The organism is Streptomyces minutiscleroticus (assembly GCF_014650875.1).
Taxonomy (GTDB): Bacteria; Actinomycetota; Actinomycetes; order Streptomycetales; family Streptomycetaceae; genus Streptomyces; species Streptomyces minutiscleroticus.
This window is the reverse complement of record NZ_BMVU01000069.1, coordinates 1-17,818: the sequence shown is the minus strand read 5'-3', so window position 1 is coordinate 17,818 and position 17,818 is coordinate 1. Positions and strand designations below refer to the sequence as shown.

14 protein-coding genes are annotated in these 17,818 nt (G+C 72.3%); 11 read left to right on the top strand and 3 right to left on the bottom strand.

Translation table 11 applies throughout. The features are described from left to right. The first annotated feature begins 2 nt into the window (after window positions 1–2). The 6 genes from IE271_RS35325 to ssuE all read left to right on the top strand — a co-directional run bounded on the left by IE271_RS35325 (window position 3) and on the right by ssuE (window position 5,897). Complete coding sequence (locus IE271_RS35325) at window positions 3–890, top strand: ABC transporter permease (RefSeq protein WP_190194565.1); 888 nt, start codon at window positions 3–5, stop codon at window positions 888–890. Beyond that, window positions 890–1,801: an ABC transporter ATP-binding protein gene (locus tag IE271_RS35320; RefSeq protein ID WP_190194564.1), complete on the top strand. Its 912-nt coding sequence runs from the start codon at window positions 890–892 to the stop codon at window positions 1,799–1,801. Before IE271_RS35325 ends, IE271_RS35320 begins: the two co-directional genes overlap by 1 nt. Beyond that, window positions 1,798–2,667: an ABC transporter ATP-binding protein gene (locus IE271_RS35315; protein ID WP_190194563.1), complete on the top strand. Its 870-nt coding sequence runs from the start codon at window positions 1,798–1,800 to the stop codon at window positions 2,665–2,667. Before IE271_RS35320 ends, IE271_RS35315 begins: the two co-directional genes overlap by 4 nt. Window positions 2,668–2,758: 91 nt before the next feature. Further along, window positions 2,759–4,090, top strand: coding sequence for an LLM class flavin-dependent oxidoreductase (locus IE271_RS35310; RefSeq protein ID WP_190194562.1), 1,332 nt, complete (start codon window positions 2,759–2,761; stop codon window positions 4,088–4,090). A 317-nt stretch (window positions 4,091–4,407) separates the two neighbouring features. Then, complete coding sequence (locus IE271_RS35305) at window positions 4,408–5,184, top strand: alpha/beta hydrolase (protein ID WP_190194561.1); 777 nt, start codon at window positions 4,408–4,410, stop codon at window positions 5,182–5,184. Between the two features lie 155 nt (window positions 5,185–5,339). Then, window positions 5,340–5,897, top strand: a complete 558-nt coding sequence (gene ssuE / locus IE271_RS35300; RefSeq protein ID WP_190194560.1) for an NADPH-dependent FMN reductase — start codon at window positions 5,340–5,342, stop codon at window positions 5,895–5,897. Window positions 5,898–6,111: 214 nt separating this feature from the next. On the opposite strand, the gene IE271_RS35295 is transcribed toward ssuE, so the two are convergent. Next, complete coding sequence (locus IE271_RS35295) at window positions 6,112–6,672, bottom strand: DUF6461 domain-containing protein (protein ID WP_308435238.1); 561 nt, start codon at window positions 6,670–6,672, stop codon at window positions 6,112–6,114. A 713-nt stretch (window positions 6,673–7,385) separates the two neighbouring features. Between IE271_RS35295 and IE271_RS35290 the strand changes: the two genes are divergently transcribed. The 3 genes from IE271_RS35290 to IE271_RS35280 all read left to right on the top strand — a co-directional run bounded on the left by IE271_RS35290 (window position 7,386) and on the right by IE271_RS35280 (window position 12,209). Continuing rightward, a complete protein-coding gene (locus IE271_RS35290; RefSeq protein ID WP_190194558.1) occupies window positions 7,386–8,543 on the top strand; it encodes an acyltransferase family protein in 1,158 nt (385 codons plus the stop codon). 157 nt (window positions 8,544–8,700) lie between these two features. Further along, window positions 8,701–10,755 carry a squalene--hopene cyclase gene (gene shc, locus IE271_RS35285; RefSeq protein ID WP_190194557.1) on the top strand — a complete coding sequence of 685 codons (2,055 nt, stop codon included), beginning with the start codon at window positions 8,701–8,703 and terminating at the stop codon, window positions 10,753–10,755. 56 nt (window positions 10,756–10,811) lie between these two features. After that, complete coding sequence (locus tag IE271_RS35280) at window positions 10,812–12,209, top strand: cytochrome P450 (protein ID WP_190194556.1); 1,398 nt, start codon at window positions 10,812–10,814, stop codon at window positions 12,207–12,209. Window positions 12,210–13,128: 919 nt separating this feature from the next. On the opposite strand, the gene IE271_RS35275 is transcribed toward IE271_RS35280, so the two are convergent. Then, on the bottom strand, window positions 13,129–13,632 hold the full coding sequence (locus IE271_RS35275; protein WP_190194555.1) for a HalD/BesD family halogenase: 504 nt from the start codon (window positions 13,630–13,632) through the stop codon (window positions 13,129–13,131). Window positions 13,633–14,769: 1,137 nt separating this feature from the next. Further along, complete coding sequence (locus IE271_RS35265; RefSeq protein WP_190194553.1) at window positions 14,770–15,702, bottom strand: ion transporter; 933 nt, start codon at window positions 15,700–15,702, stop codon at window positions 14,770–14,772. Window positions 15,703–16,017: 315 nt separating this feature from the next. Between IE271_RS35265 and IE271_RS35260 the strand changes: the two genes are divergently transcribed. Both IE271_RS35260 and IE271_RS35255 read left to right on the top strand, forming a co-directional pair. Then, a complete protein-coding gene (locus tag IE271_RS35260) occupies window positions 16,018–16,551 on the top strand; it encodes a hypothetical protein (protein ID WP_190194552.1) in 534 nt (177 codons plus the stop codon). Between the two features lie 91 nt (window positions 16,552–16,642). Continuing rightward, window positions 16,643–17,404: a bestrophin-like domain gene (locus IE271_RS35255; protein ID WP_190194551.1), complete on the top strand. Its 762-nt coding sequence runs from the start codon at window positions 16,643–16,645 to the stop codon at window positions 17,402–17,404. The last annotated feature ends 414 nt before the right edge of the window (window positions 17,405–17,818 follow it).

The following is a 17,818-nucleotide window of genomic DNA, read 5'->3' as shown; positions in this document are numbered from 1 at the left end:
CCGTGGTGCGCCGCATTCTCGCCCTCACCTCCGGCCGGATCGCCGTGGCCGTCCTCGCCGTCGTGGCCCTGCTCGCTCTCCTGGGCCCGCTGCTGGCTCCCCAGGACCCGCTGGCCACCAGCGACAACACGCTGGCCGCCGTCTCCGGTGGGCACTGGCTGGGCACGGACTACCTCGGCCGGGACACCCTGAGCCGGCTGCTCGACGGATCCCGCGTCAGTGTGCTCGGTTCGCTCGAGGTCGCGCTCACGGCCCTGGTCGTCGGCGCGATCCCGGGCATCCTCTCCGTCCAGCTGGGCCGGACCTTCGAGTGGATCACCCTGAGGCTGGCCGACACGCTGGTGGCCCTGCCGTTCCTGCTGTTCGCCGTCGCCGTGATCGCCCTGCTCGGCAACGGCATCACCCAGGCCATGCTCGTCACCGGCGCGCTGGTGTCCCCGCTGTTCTACCGGGTGGCCCGCGCCGCCACGCTCGCCGTGGCCCGCTCGCAGTACGTGGAGGCCGCGATCGTCTCGGGCGCCTCCACCGGCTGGATCGTGCGCCGGCACGTCTGGGGCAAGGTGCTTCCGCCCGTCGCGGTCGCGTTCGCCCAGACCGTCGGCACCGGCTTCGTGATCGTCTCCAGCCTGACCTTCCTCGGTATCGGCGTCCAGCCGCCCGCCCCCACCTGGGGCGGCCTGCTCGCCTCCGACCTGGGCTACCTCAGCCACCAGCCGTGGGCGCCGCTCGCCCCCGCCCTGCTGATCACGGTCACCGTCTGGGCCTGCAACCTGCTCGCCGACGCCGTCCGCGACGTCTCGGGCGAGGCGGGCCGCACGCTGGTGAACCACCGCAAGGCCCGCGCCCGTCGCCGCGGCGGGGCCGGCCCCGCTCCCGCCGGAGGCGCGTGATGACGACCCTGTCCAAGAACACCGTTGCGCACAGGACCCGCAAGGACCTGCCCGGCGCCGCGTCCGGTGACCTGCCCGGCGGCGCGGCCGCCCCGGCGCCCCCGCTGCTGGCCGTGCGCGACGTGCGCATCACCGACCGGGTCCACGACCGGGAGATCGTCCACGGTGTGGACTTCGAGCTCACCCCCGGCAGGACGGTCGGCATCGTCGGCGAGTCCGGCAGCGGCAAGACCCTCACCTGCCGGGCCGCGCTGGGCATCCTGCCCCCGCACTTCGAGATCACCGGCGGCTGTGTCGAGATCGACGGCACCGACACCGGGACGCTCACCCCGGCGCGGTGGACGGCCCTGCGGGGCGCCACGATCGGCGCCGTCTTCCAGGACCCGGCGTCCTACCTCAACCCCTCCGTCCGCGTGGGCGCGCAGATCGCCGAGGTCGTCCGGGTCAAGAAGGGGCTGAAACGGCGCGAGGCCCGCCGGCGCGCCCTGGAACTGCTGGAAGCGGTGCACCTGCGCGACCCGGAACTGGTCTACGGCCAGTACGCCTACGAACTGTCCGGCGGCATGCTCCAGCGGGTCCTGATCGCGGCGGCCATCGCCGCGGACCCGCGCGTCCTCATCGCCGACGAGGCCACGACGGCACTCGACGTGACCGTCCAGGCCGAGATCCTCGACCTCCTCGCCGACCTGCGCGAACGCACCGGTCTCGCCCTGGTCGTCGTCTCCCACGACCTGGCCGTCGTCGCCCAGCTGTGCGACGAGGTCCTCGTCATGCGGCAGGGCGAGGTGGTGGAGCGGGGCCCGACGCGGTCGGTGCTGCACGACCCGCGGCACGCGTACACCCGCCTGCTGATCGCCGAGCACGAGCAGTACGGCCTGGACAAGTTCCTCACTCCCCAGGAGGACGCATGACCGCCCAGCCGACGCAGGAAGGCGCCGCCGGCACCGTACGGCGGCCGGACCCGGTCCTGGAGGTCACCGCTCTGGAGGTGCACTACGGCCCGCGCCGCCGGCGCCGCCGCGCCCTGCACGGGGTCTCGCTCAGCGTCGCTCCCGGAGAGACGCTCGGTCTCATCGGCGAGACGGGATCGGGCAAGTCCACCCTGGCCCGTGCCGTGCTCGGCCTGGCGACGGCCTCCGCGGGCTCGCTCGTCATCGGCGGCGAGGACGTCGGCGGGTACGGTCCGCGGCAGTGGCGCGGCCTGCGCCGCCGCGGCGTGGTCCAGTACGTCTTCCAGGACCCGCTGCGCAGCCTCGACCCGGACCTGGCCATCGAGGAGTCGCTGGCCGAGCCGCTGCTCGTCCAGGGTGTGGCGCGCCAGGAGGCGGCCGAGCGGGTCCGCGCGTTCCTGCCCCGGGTGCGGCTGTCCGAGGAACTGCTCGACCGACTGCCCGGGGAGCTGTCCGGCGGGCAGCGCCAGCGGGTCGCGGTGGCCCGGGCACTGGTCGCCGAGCCGCGCCTGGTCATCCTCGACGAGCCGGTCAGCGCCCTGGACTCCGCCAACCGCGTCCAGATCCTGGAGATCCTCAAGGAACTGCGCGCCGACGGGGTGGCCCTCGTCTTCATCTCCCACGACCTGGGATCAGTCGCCGGGATCGCCGACCGCATCGCGGTCCTCCACCGCGGCGAGCTGGTCGAGACCGGCGCCGCCGCCGACATGGTCAACCGGCCGCAGCACCCGTACACGCGCCTGCTGGTCGGCTCCGCGCCCACTCTGCACGGAGCCCCGGCCCGCCGCGCCGAACGCGAAGCGCTGCGCGCCCTGCTGCACGCCTGAGGCAAGCGCGGACACCGGTCGCGACCACGACACCTCTCACACCACCCGAGTCCCACCGCGGACGCGGTCACCGACACAGACAGGAAGAGCCATGTCCTCCCGCATCATCCATCTCGCGCTCCACCCCTACGGCGTCGGCGGCCCCGGCCAGCACGGCCTGTGGAAGGACCCGCGCGTCGCCAAGAACGCCAGCATCGACATCGGCTACTACATCCGGCAGGCCAAGGCGGCCGAACACGCCCTGTTCGACGCCCTGTTCATCGTCGACAGCCAGTTCATCAACGCCACCTACCCGGCGCACTACCTCAACCGGCTCGAACCGCTGACCCTGCTGTCGGCGGTCGCCACCCACACCCGGCACATCGGCCTGGTCGGCACGGCCAGCTCGACGTACAACTCGCCGTTCAACCTCGCCCGCCGCTTCGCCTCGCTGGACCACATCAGCGGCGGCCGCGCCGGCTGGAACGTCGTCACCAGCTTCGACACCGGCACCTCCCGGAACTACGGGCTCGACGAGCACCTCGACTACGCCACCCGCTACGGCCGGGCCCTGGAGTTCGTCCAGGTCGCCCGCGGCCTGTGGGACTCCTACGAGGACGACGCCTTCCCCGCCGACGTGGAACGCAACGTCTTCCTGGACCCGGCGAAGCTGCACGAACTGAACCACGTGGGCGAGCACTTCAAGGTGGCGGGCCCCTTGAACATCTCCCGCTCGCCGCAGGGCCAGCCGGTGATCTTCCAGGCCGGCGTCTCCGAAGAGGGCCGCGACCTGGCCGCTCAGGTCGCCGAGGGCATCTACGCGCCCGGCGGCACCCTGGAGCAGGCGCAGGAGTACTACGCCGACATCAAGCGGCGCACCGCCGCGTACGGCCGGAACCCCGACCACGTCAAGATCTTCATCCACGGCGGTCCGGTCGTCGCCGCCACCGACGAGGCCGCCCTGCGCCGCGAGCGGGAGATCTTCGAGGAGGACAACGACTTCGACCGCAACCTCGCGCTCCTCGGCCGCTCCTTCGGCGCCTACGACTTCGGCACGCACGACCTGGACGCGCCGTTCCCGGACGTCGCCCACCTCGCAGAGAAGGGCGGCCGGACGGGAGCATCCAAGATCATCGAGCGGGCCCGGGCCGAGAACCTGACTTTGCGCCAGGTCGCGGAGTCGGTGAACACCTTCCGCCGCTCGCCGTTCGTCGGAGCACCGGAGACCGTCGCCGACACCATCGAGCAGTGGTTCGACGCCGGCACCTTCGACGGCATCAACCTGGCCTTCCGCACCGATGACGACCTGGACCTCTTCGTCGACGGCGTCGTCCCGCTCCTGCAGAAGCGCGGCCTGTTCCGCACCGAGTACGCCTCCGACACCCTGCGCGGCAACCTCGGCCTGCCGATCCCCGTCAACCGCCACACGGCAGCCGCCTCATGACCACCCGGACGCCCCGCTTCCGGCCGGGCTCCCCCGCCAGGGCCCAGGGCCGCGGCGACGATGCGGTGCAGACCCACCGCGACGCCCGGCACTTCCTCGTCGCGGCCGACGAAACCGGCGCAAGAGGGCTCTGCCCGTGGCGACCGGCCCGACCGGCCGGTTCGTCCACGCCGTCCACGCCGGCTCCGCCGTCCCCGGCCACGACGCCGCGATCCGCTCCCTGCGGCCCAGCGCGGCCGAAGAGGCACCCGCCCCGGCCCGGCAGCCCATGACCGGTCGCGACCGGCGAACCGACACAGAACCCACAGGAGCGTGAGATGACGCAGTACACCGACCACCACGGTCCCGAAGGGCTCCGCACCCGCGGCACGGTCGTCGTGGTGCCCGGCCGGGGGGAGACACAGGCGACCTACGCCCGGTTCGCGGCCCGGCTCGCCGCCGACGCCTACCGCGTCCGCGTCGTCGACGCCTACGAGACCGACGGCGACGACCTGCCCGCGTCCCTGGACAGCTTCGGCTCCCGTATCGCCGACGCCGTCGAGGGGACGGCCGCCGAGGACGGCGTGGTCCGCCCCCTGGTGCTGGTGGGCGCGGACACCGGTGCCGCGGCCGTCGCGGCGCTGGCCGGCCGCGCGCTCCACGCCGGCCTCGGACAGCCGGACGCCCTCGTCCTGGCCGGTCTCCCGGGACGTGTCGCCGGTGCGGCCGGGACATCGGACACATGGGACGACGAACTCGACGTCCGCACCTCCTGCCCGGTCCACCGAAGCGTGCTCACCGGCGACTCCCACGTACGGCGGGGCTCGCTGAACACCGCCGTGCCGGACGCACTGCTCGACGCCGCGTACGACAGCGAAGCCGCCGTCCCGCAACTGATCCTCGTGGGCGACGCCGACCCGCTCGCCGACCGCGACGCCCTCACCCGCACGGCGAAGTCCCTGCCCCGCGCCCGCCTGTCGGTGGTCCGCGGCGCCCACCACGACGCCCTGAACGACCTGCAGCACCGGTCGGTGGCCGCCGAGATCGTCACCTTCCTCGAAACCCTGCGCAACGAGCTGGTGCCGGTCGTCGCGGTGGAGTCGAGCGCGTGGTGAACGCCGTCGCGCGGCCCGGGGCGCCCGCCCTGTGGTGGCGAACGCCTGCGCACCCGCTCCGGACCGACCCGCGGCCGACCGACACACCTCCGCCGACGCACCCGCACCCCCTCAGCCGATCCGGTACGCCAGGCCCACACACCGAAGGATCCGTCATGGCCACTGTCCTGTCCGTCTCCGGAAGCCCCTCCGCCACGTCCCGCACCGCGCGCCTGCTGCGCCATCTGGACGCGCGCCTCACGGACCAGGGACACGAGGTGATCCCACTGGACGTCCGTACGCTGCCCGCCGAGGCGCTGCTGGGCGCCGACTTCGGCCACCCGGCGATCGTCGAGGCGGCCGGGCTGTTCGCCCGCGCCGACGGGGTCGTCGTCGGCACCCCGGTCTACAAGGCCGCCTACTCCGGCCTGCTCAAGTCCCTGCTCGACCTGCTGCCGCAGTACGCCCTGTCCGGCAAGACGGTGCTGCCGCTGGCCACCGGCGGCAGCACCGCCCACGTCCTGGCCATCGACTACGCGCTACGGCCCGTGCTCAGCTCCATGGGCGCCGCCCACATCGTGCAGGGCTGGTTCACCCTCGACAAGGACATCACCGCGGACGAGGACGGCGGCCTCACCGTGGCTCCGGCAGCCGCCGAGGCCCTGACACACGTCGTCGACCAGTTCTCCGGCGCCCTCACCGCCCGGACATCCCTGCTGCAGCCCACCGGATGACCTGTGGCCCGCCGGCGACGAGCGGACGCGGAGAGACCACAGCTCGGTGTGGCGGCTGGGGCAACATACGCTTCTCTCCGGTGACGGTGCCGTCCAGCGGCAGCGCCCTTGTGCCGGGCGGCAGGGGTTCCTGGCCCGTGTGAGTGGACGCCCGGCGGCACAGCGATCGTGTCGGGCCGTACCCGTTCCTCTCTACGCGGGTGTCGCCCGGCACTCACGCCGTCACGTCGTCCTGGGCGAGGGTGAGGCTGGGCCAGGGCCCGGCGAGCGTGTCGTCGTCCAGGGTGATGCCGAGGTGGTCCAGTACGAGGGCGACCACGGGCGCCATCCCGGCGCCCTCGTCCCCGTGTGCGGCGAGTGCCGCCTCCACGCGGTCCCACCAGGAGGCGGTTCGTCCGGGCCGGGTGTGTTCCATGCCGGGCTCGAAGTTCTCCGCGCACGCGCCGTCGCGCCAGTACTGGAAGACGTCGAGACCGTCGGTGGTCAGCACGCTGTACGTCTCGGTGCCGCGGGACAGCTTCGCGAGCGTCTCGGCCCAGAAGCCGATGTCGCCGTCCTCCTCGACGCAGAAGGTCCAGTCACCGCGTCCGCCAGCCCGCAGCAGCGAGACCTCCCCGTCCTCGGAGTCACCCTCGGACAGGTCCAGGGCCGTGTCCCAGTCCAGGGGGCGTGCCTGGTCCGGGTCGGCTCCGTAGCGGGTGAACACCTCCTCGGGACTCAGCCCGCGGGTGAAGGTGACGCACACCCCGGCCGCCGCCCAGCGCAGCGAACGCACGTCCGCCCCTCTTTTCATGTCCTGCCCCCGTCGTTCTGCATCCGGCACCGCGCGCCGTCCCTGGGTTTTCGGGCCGGCGAACTACCGGCCGTACGCGTGGCACGGCGGAAGCCCGGCTCATGATGCCCGGTGAGGTGAACACCGCCTGATGCGGCATTGGTCACAGGAATGAAGGGAGGGTTACATGTGCGAATGCGAGGGGCGGTGTGTGGTGGACGGCGCCGGTCAGCAGTTCGGAGGCCGGCGACAGGGCGGTGTCCGTCAACTCGGTGGGCTGCCGTGTTCGCGGGTGGTGCCGGAGGACGTGGCGCCCGGTCCTCGTCGTGGCCGAGGACCGCCCGCACCTCGCCGTGGGGAGAGGTGCTCACACGGTGCACAGACCCCCGCTCACGCGGGAACGCGGAGGCCGGACAGGGGTTCGGGTTCGCGGTGACATCGGTGCCGGGTGGCGTGCCGGGGCCTGGAGAGCCGGCGCTGTCATGACGCGGCCCCTCATCGCGGCAGCGGGCCCTTCTCGGTGGACCCCACGGCACGACGCAACGCTGGGGACCGTGTCCGCCGGGGCCCCGCGGCGCGCGTCCCCGCGGCAGCGGGAACCGCCGTTCGGCCGTTTCCCACGCGTCCGATGAGGTGAACCGCCGCGCGTCGGGCGGACGTCCCCCGGTCCGGAGGCTGGGCTGGTCGTCCGAGAACGTCCCAGGAGTTGCTTGGCCGTGCCCTCCCCAGTCGCCTGCGCGTCGTTGCCCTCCCTGACCGGTCTGCGTTTCGTCGCCGCGTCCGGTGTGTTCGTCTGCCATGCCGCGACGCTCGACGCCGCGCGGACCGCCGGGTGGCCGAAGCCGGCCCTCTTCCTGCTGGGCCCGGTCGGCGTCTCGCTGTTCTTCGTGCTCAGCGGGTTCGTTCTGACCCTGTCGGCGCGGGAGACGGATTCGGCCAGGAGCTTCTGGCGCCGGCGGCTCGTCAAGGTCTGCCCGAACCACTGGGTGGTCTGGATGCTCATCATGGTGCTCTTCCGGGGCATCGGGATGCCGCGGCCCGGCATCGGAGTCGTGGACGGCGTCACGGCATGGGGCGATGTGGCCAACGCCCTGCTGGTGCACACCCTCGTCCCGCTGCCGGGTTTCGCGCTGGCGGGCAACGGTGTTGCTTGGTCGCTCACCTGCGAGTTGCTCTTCTATCTGCTCTTCCCGCTGCTGCTGCCGCTGGTCGCGCGGATCCGCACACGGTGGCTGACGGCCGCGGCCGCGGCCGCCGCGCTGGCGGCCTGGACGGTACCACTGCTCTCGCTGGGCCTGGACGGACCGCCGTTGCGGCAGGCGTCCCTGGCGGGCACGGTCACCGGAACGCAGCTGCTGCTCGTCTACCTCTTCCCGCCGAGCCGGCTGCCGGAGTTCGTCCTGGGGATGATCCTCGCCCGGATGCACGCGAGCGGCCTCCCCGTCCGGGTCGGGGCCGTCCCGTCGGCCGGGCTGCTGTGCGCGGTCCTGTTCCTCGGCATCGCCGTACTCCCCGCGCCGTTCCTGCTCGCCGCGGCCACGGTGGTTCCCGTCGCCCTGCTGATCCGGGCGACGGCCGCACTGGACGTACGGGGCCGCGGGTCCGTACTGCGGACACCGGCCCTGGTCCGCCTCGGTGAGCTTTCGTACGCCTTCTATCTGGTGCACGCCACGGTGATCGCGACCGTCCTGTACTGCGTGGGCGGCAGGTGGGGTGCGGTTCCGGTCGCCGTCGTCTCGCTCCCGGTGGCGCTGGCGGCGTCCTGGCTGCTGTACACACGCGTCGAACGGCCCTGCATACGCCGTTTCGCCGCCGGGCGCCCGCGCCCCCTGCCCGCCATGGTGAGCCTCCGGCCCCTGCCCGAGGAGGACTGAAGGGGCGGGCGGGCCGGGCAGGGTCCGCGCTCCGCGCTGCCGCCGCACGGCCCACAGGGGACGACGGCTGCGGTCGCCGTCCGGAGCGGGACTTCACAAGACGAGACACCTCTCCGTGTACGAGGGCGCGGCGCGTGCCGGCCCATGAGGAGCACTCATGTCTGCTGAGACCAGTATCCGGCCAGGGCCGGGACCCTTCGCTTCGGGCGGCGACGCAGCGGCGTCCGCCGTCAGCGGCCCCGGGAGACCGACCGCCGCCCCCCTCGGGGAAGCGGCCGGGCCGGAGGGCGAGGACGCGGGGGCCGCCGTCCGCTGCACCGGCCGGGCGGTGGCCCATCTGCTGTCCCTGCAAACGCCCGAGGGCTGGTGGAAGGGCGACTTCGAGACCAACGTCACGATGGAGACGGAGGATCTGCTGCTGCGCGAGTTCCTCTGTATCCGTACCGCGGAGCAGACCCGGGCCACCGCCGCGTGGATCCGCGCCAAACAGCGGGCGGACGGAGCCTGGGCCACGCACACCGACGGCCCGGGCGATCTGTCCACCACGATCGAGGGGTACATCGCGCTGCGACTGGACGGGGACCCGCCGGACGCGCCGCACATGGCCGCCGCCTCGCGCTGGGCGCGCGAGCACGGCGGCGTGGCACGTTCCAGGGTCTTCACCAGGATCTGGCTGGCGTTGTTCGGCTGGTGGCGCTGGGAGGATCTGCCCGAACTCCCTCCAGAAATGATCTTCCTGCCCAGGTGGATGCCGCTGAACCTGTACTCGTTCAGCTGCTGGGCCCGGCAGGCCGTCGTGCCGTTGACGATCGTCTGCGCCCACCGGCCGGTCGTCCCGGCCCCGTTCGCCATCGACGAGCTCCACGTGGACCCCGCCCGTCCGAACCCTCCGTGCGGCAAGGCACCGCTGACGTCCTGGGAAGGCGTCTTCCGCCGGCTGGACCGCGTCCTGCACCGGTCGCGCCGGATCGTGCCGCGCGCCCTGCGGCGTGCGGCGATCCGGACCGCGGTCGGATGGATCATCGAACGCCAGGAGGCGGACGGCTGCTTCAACGGCATCCAGCCGCCCCTCGTCTACTCGATCATCGCGCTGCGGCTGTGCGGCTACCCCCTCGACCACCCTGTGCTGAGCAGCGCCCTGCGGGCGGCGGACGATTTCACCGTGCGTACCCGTGACGGCAAGCGCTGGGTCGAGGCCTGCCAGTCCCCGGTGTGGGACACCTCCCTTGCCATGATCGCCCTGACCGACGCGGGTCTCGCCCCGGACGACCCGGCTCTCGTCCGGGCCGCCGACTGGCTGCTGACCAAGGAGGTCCGGACGCACGGGGACTGGTCCGTACGCCGCCCGCGTCTGGCCCCCGGCGGGTGGGCCTTCGGCTTTCACAACCGCAACTACCCCGACACCGACGACACCGCCGAGGCCGCCCTGGCCCTTCTCAGGGTCCGGCATCCACAGCCGGAGCAGGTGGCTTCGGCAGTGCACCGCGCTGTGACCTGGAACCTGGGGATGCAGTCGAAGGGCGGCCCCTGGGGCGCGTACGACGCCGACAACACCAGCCGCTGGCCCGCGCGGCTGCCGTTCTGCGACTTCGGCGAGGTCACCGATCCGCCGTCGGCCGACGTCACCGCGCACGTGGTGGAGATGCTGGCGGCCACCGGCCGCGCCGGACACCCGGCCGTCCACCGCGCCGTCGACTGGCTGTTGCGCCACCAGGAGAACGACGGCTCCTGGTACGGCCGCTGGGGGGTCAACCACCTTTACGGCACCGGAGCGGTTCTCCCCGCCCTCGTCGATGCCGGAGTCCCCGTGGGCCATCCCGCCGTGCGGCGCGGCGTGTGGTGGCTGACGGCACAGGCCAATCCCGACGGCGGCTGGGGCGAGCGGTGGGAGTCGTACACCGACCCCTCCTGGCGCGGCCGGGGCCCCTCCACCGCCTCCCAGACGGCATGGGCGCTGCTCGGCCTGCTCGCCGCCGGGGAACACGACAGCGACGCCGTCCGCCGCGGCGTGCGCTGGCTGACCCGTACCCAGCGCGCGGACGGCACCTGGGACGAGCCCGAGTACACCGGCACCGGATTCCCCGGGGACCTGCCGCTGAACTATCACCTCTACCGGCTGCTCTTCCCACTCTGCGCGCTGGGCCGTTACCTGCGTGCGAACGGTCACCAGGACGGTACGAAGCCGGCGCTGTCCACCCACCGGATCGCCTAGGTCCGGCCGCCGTCGGCCGAGACGCCCGAGCCCACCCGGGAAGGAACACCAGCACGATGCCCATCACACCGATCCGCGGTACGGACCGGGGGTCCGACCCCGCCGCAGCCGTCCCCTTGGTCTCCGGCGCCCTTCCGCTCGTCGGGCACCTGCCCGCCTTCATGAGCGACACGGTGAGTGTCCTCGAACGCGGCTACGCGGAACACGGTCAGCTGTTCAGGCTGGAGCTGGCGGGTACCTCGATGGTCGTGGTGCTGGACCCGGAACACCGCAAGGAACTGCTCCTCCAACCCGAGACCGCGCTGTCCATCTCGGCCGCCTACCCCTTCCTGCGCTCGATGTTCGGCACCGGTTTCTACTTCATGGCCGAGGAGGAGGAGTACCGGCGGCAGCGCGAGCTGTTCATGCCCGTCTTCCACGGCGGCCCGCTCCGTACGTATCTCGGTGTGATGGAACGGCGGACGCGGGAACTCATCGCGCAGCTGGGCGACGAAGGGGAGCTGGAACTGGTCCGCACGTGCGGCGAGCTGAACCTGCGCGTGATCGTGGACTGTTTCTTCGGCGAAGAGTTCGGGCCGCTGTTCGCCGACGACCTCGAACTGTTCGAGACGTTCTCGGGCAACGTCAGCTTCCTGCTGCCGCCTGGGCTGCATCCGGTGCGCACCTGGCGCAGCCGCGTCGCGCGAAGACATCTGCAGCGGCTCACACTGCGCTGTCTGGCCCAGCGGCGCGCGCATCCGCTGCCCGCGCCCGACTTCCTCCAGTCCCTCACCGAGAGCCGCTACCGGGACGGCACCCCCGTACCGGACAGCGCGTCGGTCCACCAGGCGCTGGGACTGGTGTGGGCCGCCGGGGAGACCACCGCCGGGCAGCTCGCCTGGGCCCTGGCCGATCTGCTGCGCCGTCCCGAGCATCACCCCGCCCTGCTGGCCGAACAGCACCGTCACCTGTCCCCGGACGCGCCGCTGACCGTGGAGAACCTGCACCGGCTGACCCGTATGGACCACGTCCTGTACGAGTCCGAGCGGCTCAATCCGCTGGCCGTCCTGATCGCGCGCAAGACGGTCCGGGACACCGTGGTCGGTGGACACCGGTTGCGGCGCGGCACCTTCGTGCTCACCTCGCCCTACCTCGTGCACAGGATGCCGGACGAGTTCCCGGACCCCCACGCCTTCCGCCCCGAACGGTACGTGGAGGACCCCAAGGCGGCTCAGCGCCTGTTCGGCTTCGGATCCGGCATCCATCGCTGTCTGGGACGGCGCTTCTCCCGCCTTGAGATCAAGACCTGTCTGACCCTGCTGCTGCGCCACTACGAGATGGAGCTGATCGACGTGCCCCGCCCGGTGGCCCGTCTCGCTCCCCGGGCCGTCACCGCACCGTGCCGTATCCGGTTCCGCCGGCGCCCGGAAGCGGCTTCCGGCGGCCGGCCCGGGCAACCCCGCACGGGCTCGTGACCCGCGAACTGGCCGGCGCCCTCGACGCCACCACGGCCGAGGCCGCGTTCCGCCCGTCGATTCGCACCACGCTGCGCGGAGGGACGACCGCGGAGGTGCTCCGCGGTCTTCGCCGAGCCGAACCCGCTCGGTGCCGGCATCGGGAGTGTCCGATCGACGGATCTGGCTCGCATCCGGTGGTGACCGAGCGTGATGAGCATCGTAGATGATCACGTTGCTCGTGAACTTCCCTGCGAGCACGGTGTTTCGAGGGCTGCCCGCGCCGGTCGTCGCGTCGGTGGAGGCGGAGCGCGACGGCATCGTGGTGCGAGTCCGTACGCCTGGTCCGCCGGTTGACTGCCCGGACGTCACGCCCGCCGCCGTGGTGTACGGGCCTTCAGCGCCGGCCAGTCCGTCCTGTACGCCCGAGCGGCCGGTCCAGGCCGGATCGGCCACTGGAATGGCCACGACGCCGCTCGGGAGCGCGCCGGTTGCGAGATTGGGGATCGTGGTGATGGCCAGCCCGGCGGCGACGAAGCCGAGCCGGACGCTCCGTTCGCCGAGTTCGGCGACGACGCGCGGGTGCGGCAGGGCGGGCCATGCGCCGAACTGCGGCTCGCCCCGCGCTCCGTGTCCGGCGACCCATTTCTGCCCATCACCTTCGAGGTACCGGGCAAGGCCGCCGACTTCCTCCGCGCCACTGGGCTGGAGCCTGTCGAGCGGGTCGCGGTCGACCGGGGGATGGCCGTACGGCGGGGCCAGGGCTACCCCTTGCGCGGCGGCCGTGCCGGCGATCCACCGCCGACCCCCGTCCTTGGCCAGCCGCTCGACGGAGGCCAGGGTGTCCTGCGGTCCCGGTCCGACGCAAGGCCCGACAGGAGTACGGGGACCGGGCCGGCACGCTCACGCCGAGTTTCGGGGGGAGGCAGGACGGTCGGTTTCAGGTGTACAGGTGGCGGGCCGATGGCGTGCTGTGCGGAGTGGCATCGGGTGTGGTGCAGGCGAGGTTCAAGACGGTGCGCCGTAGTCCTGACCGAGTGAGTGGGGTGACGCGGTGCGCGGTGGTGTCGCTGCGCAGCAGGTAGGCGTCGCCGGCCTGGTGGTGAGCGGTGCGTGCCTGGCCGGTGGTGAGATCTCGCAGGCAGGAGGCATGAGGTACGTACTCCAGCAGGCCGCCGTCCTCCGGGGCGTCGGGGGCTTCCAGGAAGATCACAAGGGCGTAGGGGCAGTCGTCGGTGTGTGCGCCGTGGGTGTCGCCTCGACGGTGGAGGATGTTCAGTACGTGTCGCTCCACGGGGTCGGGCACAGGAAGGGCCGTGGCCCCGACGAGTCCGGAGATGAAGGCCAGCAGTCGGGGATCGGCGTACAGGTCGGGCACGCGCTTCGATGTCTCGGCGATGACGTGGCCGCCGACGGTCGTCATGTGCCGTGGTGGGCCGTCCATGCACTCCATGGCTTCGTGTGTCCTCGCGTACGCGAAGCCCTGTGAGAGAACAGACGCCGAGGGACGGGTCGTCGGCCGGGCCGGTCCCTCCACGGTCGTGCACGGCAAAGGCCCGCCACGTCCACCGCGATCCAAGAGGTACGCACATGGCCACCGACGTGCAGGACAGCTTCGACCGCCGCCTCGACGCGTTCGCGCGCTCAAGGGACGAGGGGCACATCGGTTGGTTCTGCAAGGACAGTCAGGACGTGCGCCACGACCTGACGGCCGACCGCACCGACTTCGGCTGCCCCGGGCAATCCGCGGCACCTGGCCAGAGGCGTCTTCTCGGGACGGACCACGCCCTGACCGCTCACATGGCAGGCGCGGCATGCCCCGTCGACGCGACGTTCAGGTCGTGTCGCGCTTCGCGGCCGACGGAGTGGGCGGTCGCTCGTCGCGGCTCTCCGAGGTGAAGGCGTCACGGCGGGCGAGGGTCACCGACAGAGGCAGGCCCAGCCGCTCGGCTGCGCGTCGCCGGACACGCACCCGAGCTCGGGTCCGGGGCCGGAAGGAGGGGAGCAGCGAGCAGCCGCGGCCAGGGCGATGGTCGTAGGTCGGCCCCTCCGCGAGCACGGTCGCAAGGACGGACCATGCCGTCGCGTCGCCGGGGAGCGGCGAAGTCGTAGCGGGCGAGGACGAGCCGTTCACGACGGCTTGGAAGCGATGCCGTGAGCGTGCCGGCGCCGGAGTATCAGCGCATCGTGCAGGTCCTGGCCGACCGGAGTCGGTCGCGCGGGGGCGCGATGTCCTGCCGGCGGCTCGCCGCGGCTGCGGGTCCGGACGTGGTGCCTGCGAAGATCGAGGGGGTGCGGTCGAAGGCGAAACGCCTGGTGGCCTGAGGCTGGCTGGCCGAAGACAGCTCGGTGCCTGGCCCGCGACCACGAAACCCTGCCCGCCCGCTCCGAAGCCATGATCCACCTGGCCATGGCCGACCTGACGGCCCGCCTCACCGGCGAGGCCACGGTCTCCCGACGCGAACCGGCACTGAGGATGCCCAGCCTGACCCGGCACCGTCACAGGATCAGCGCCAGGCCCCGTTCATACGTACGTCGGCGGGAGCGGGAGGTGAGGGCGGCCCGGGGCCCGGCGCGGCGGTCAGGCGGTGGTCGTCATGCGGCCCTGGTCGTGCGGGGCGGACGGGGTCGCGCCGAGGGACTGCTCCAAGGTGTCGAGGGCCTGACGCATGCCGGCGATGCGCTCGGTGAGGTCCTGGGTGTGCGCGGTCGCCTCCACCCGCACGGCCGCGGCCTCGGCTTCGGGCTCTCCGACGCGGGGTACGCGGCCGGTGGCCTCGGTACGGGCGTCGAGTTCGCGGGCTTCGTCGAGGCTGTTGAGGACGACGCCGATGAGGACGTTGACCAGGACGAAGGAGGCGAGGAGGACGTAGGAGCCGTAGTAGAGGATGCTCAGGCGGGAGATGGCCAGGCCGGTGTAGACGGCGTCCTGCAGGCCCTCCAGCGTCATCAGCAGGAACAAGGTGAGCATGGCCCGGCCCAGGGAGCCGAAGTGGGCGGGGTCGCTGGAGCCGAAGCAGACCCAGCCGATCATGGCGTAGACGTAGAGGATGACGGCGCCGACGAAGAGGAAGCTGACGGTACCGGGCAGGCTGCGCGAGACGGCCAGGAACAGGATGCGCAGCTGGGGCAGGAACCGGGCGGTGCGCAGGACCCGCACCAGGCGCAGCAGCCGGAGCACGGTGGCGTTCTCCCGTACCAGGGGCACGAAGGCGGAGGCGACGACGACCAGGTCGAAAATGTTCCACCGGTCCCGCCAGAACTTGCCGGGGCGGTCGGCGTGGGCGGCCAGGCGCAGCAGCATCTCCAGTGTGAAGAAGACCAGGCAGCCGCGCTCGGCCCAGCGCAGCTGGCCGGTGTGGTCGGCGGCGAAACCGTGGTAGGTCTCCGCCCCCAGCAGGACGGCGTTCAGCAGGATCACCGCCAGCACGGCCAACGAGAAGAGGGGCGCTTCGATGAGGGCGCGGCAGCCGGCCGCGATGCGGACCCGGGTGGAAGGCGGGGCGGTGGTCATGGGTCTCCGATGAGGTGCGTGCGTGAGCCGCCCGCCACGGTGCGAGCGAAGCGGAGGCGGGCAGTGGTGGCGAACTGCCCCCGCGCTCAACGCATGAAAAGCCCATAAGCTGCGGCCCGCGAGGCGAATGGGCGGGTAGTTCATCCACTTCGGCGAAGGGCCGTACGCCCGATCCCTTGTTCGAGCAGCATTGCCCGTGTCCGGCTCCGCCCATGATCGTTACCCGCAGTGCCGACGCCTCGCAGCGGCGGCGTTCCCGCTCCTTTTGCAGCTCAAGGGGCGTACGGGGTCAGGTCGTCGAGGGGAGGACCGCTGATGGGCGGCTGGATCGGAATCGGTTTGGGAGCGGCCGCGGCCCTGTGCCCGCTGCCTCAGCACGGCGACACCACCATCACCATGGACCACACTCCGGTCGGCGACCGCCTGGTGGTGTGCGCCCCCGACGTATGGATCGACATGAGCCACGGCCGCTCGAACCCCGAGCCCGAACCCCCGCCCTCGCCACGGCCACCGGCGCCGTCCCCGCCCGCACCGGCACCCGAGCCGTCCGCTCCCCGGCCGGCACCCACGGCCGCGCGGCGCGTCACACCCCCGGTCGCCACGCCGACACCCTCCGCGCCAGTGGCCGAGTCCGTGTCACCGGCCGATCCGGTGCCCGGCACCGCCCCGGCCCGGCCCAGGGCGCCACGGACCTTCCGGTGGGTGCCGCGCTCGCACTACACCGGCGGCCCCTCGCGCCCGGTCCCGGCCGGGATGCCGACGACCATGACCACGGTCGTGGTCACCCTTCCGGCCGTTCTGGCCGCGGCCGCGCTGCGGCCCGGCTCCCGCCGTCGAAACCGCGGCTGACCACCGCGACCCGCATCCGGCCGGCACGCCTGTGACCGGCCGGGCGCACCCTCTTCCTCTCGTCTCGCTGCGCTCGTCATGGAGTTGTGCTGTGCCGGAATGGCTCGTCTACACCCTGGCCTCGGTCCTGGTCTGCGTCCTCGTCATCGCCGCAACCGTCATGCGGCACCGCCGGGTGGCCGATGAGGACACCTCCGAGACTCCGGACGTGCTGGAATACATGGTCATGATGGTCGGCGTCGTCTACGCCATCGTGCTCGGCCTGGCGATCGCCGGCGTCTGGGAGGCCCGCGGCGCCGCCGAGGACACCGTCCAGCGCGAGGCCCAGGCCCTGTACGAGATCGACCAGCGCCTGGACGTCTACCCGGCCGCCTTCCGCACTCAGGTCAAAGAACACATCGACGCCTACGCCCGGCACGCCGTCACCACCGAATGGCCCGCCCTGAAGGACGACGCGCCCATCGACGCCACCGGCGCCGACCTGCTGGGCCGCATCCGCAGCGACATCGCCCACCACACCCCGGCCGACGAACTGCAGGCTCAGGCCTACCAGCCCCTGCTGGACCAGGTCGCCGCCGCGGACGACGCCCGCCACCAGCGCCTGGACAGCGCCGGCACCACCCTGCCCGGCGCGGTCTGGTTCGGCCTCATCGCCGGCGCCGTCATCACCCTCGGCCTGCTCTACACCCTGCAGATCCGCCGCTCGGCCCGAGAACTGCTGCTGGCCACCACCTTCAGCGCGCTGGTGGTCTTCCTGCTCTTCCTCGTGTGGAGCTTCGACGCTCCCTTCGGCCACTCCGGCACCGACTCCGCCCAGCCGCTGAGCGACCTGCTCACCACGACGGCCGTCTGACCCCCGCGATCCTCCGGACGCTTGCGGGCGCCACTGCACACCCGGTTCCGCGAGCGCGGCACGCCAGCCGGAGATGAGCCGGTACCTGATGCCGCATCAGAGAATATGTGCCGCGTGGTGACGTGACGCGCCGTTCGGATGCTGGTCCGTGCGGCGCGGTGTCGCCAGGCTGCCCGGGCGGCAGAACGGGCACGCGTCCGCGAGATCGATGACGACGAGGGCCGGTGCCTGCTGCGGATTGTCCGCAGAGGCACCGGGTCGGTGGTGACCTGGCGGCGGGCCCGCATGGTGCTGCTGTCCGCGCAGGGCATGCCGGCTAGGGCCTGTTGGGAAAGTGCTGGTCACAGCCACTCATTGAGGACTGCGACCAGCACGGTCGCCTCGTAGCGGACGGCGAGCTTGTCGTACCTCGTG

Bases quoted from the DNA above. Each gene is read 5' to 3' on its own strand.
- shc (WP_190194557.1), top strand. From the start codon at position 8,701: ATGTCTGCTGAGACCAGTATCCGGCCAGGGCCGGGACCCTTCGCTTCG.
- IE271_RS35260 (WP_190194552.1), top strand. From the start codon at position 16,018: ATGGGCGGCTGGATCGGAATCGGTTTGGGAGCGGCCGCGGCCCTGTGC.
- IE271_RS35265 (WP_190194553.1), bottom strand. From the start codon at position 15,702: ATGACCACCGCCCCGCCTTCCACCCGGGTCCGCATCGCGGCCGGCTGC.
- IE271_RS35275 (WP_190194555.1), bottom strand. From the start codon at position 13,632: ATGGACGGCCCACCACGGCACATGACGACCGTCGGCGGCCACGTCATC.
- IE271_RS35320 (WP_190194564.1), top strand. From the start codon at position 890: ATGACGACCCTGTCCAAGAACACCGTTGCGCACAGGACCCGCAAGGAC.
- IE271_RS35315 (WP_190194563.1), top strand. From the start codon at position 1,798: ATGACCGCCCAGCCGACGCAGGAAGGCGCCGCCGGCACCGTACGGCGG.
- IE271_RS35305 (WP_190194561.1), top strand. From the start codon at position 4,408: ATGACGCAGTACACCGACCACCACGGTCCCGAAGGGCTCCGCACCCGC.
- IE271_RS35310 (WP_190194562.1), top strand. From the start codon at position 2,759: ATGTCCTCCCGCATCATCCATCTCGCGCTCCACCCCTACGGCGTCGGC.
- ssuE (WP_190194560.1), top strand. From the start codon at position 5,340: ATGGCCACTGTCCTGTCCGTCTCCGGAAGCCCCTCCGCCACGTCCCGC.
- IE271_RS35280 (WP_190194556.1), top strand. From the start codon at position 10,812: ATGCCCATCACACCGATCCGCGGTACGGACCGGGGGTCCGACCCCGCC.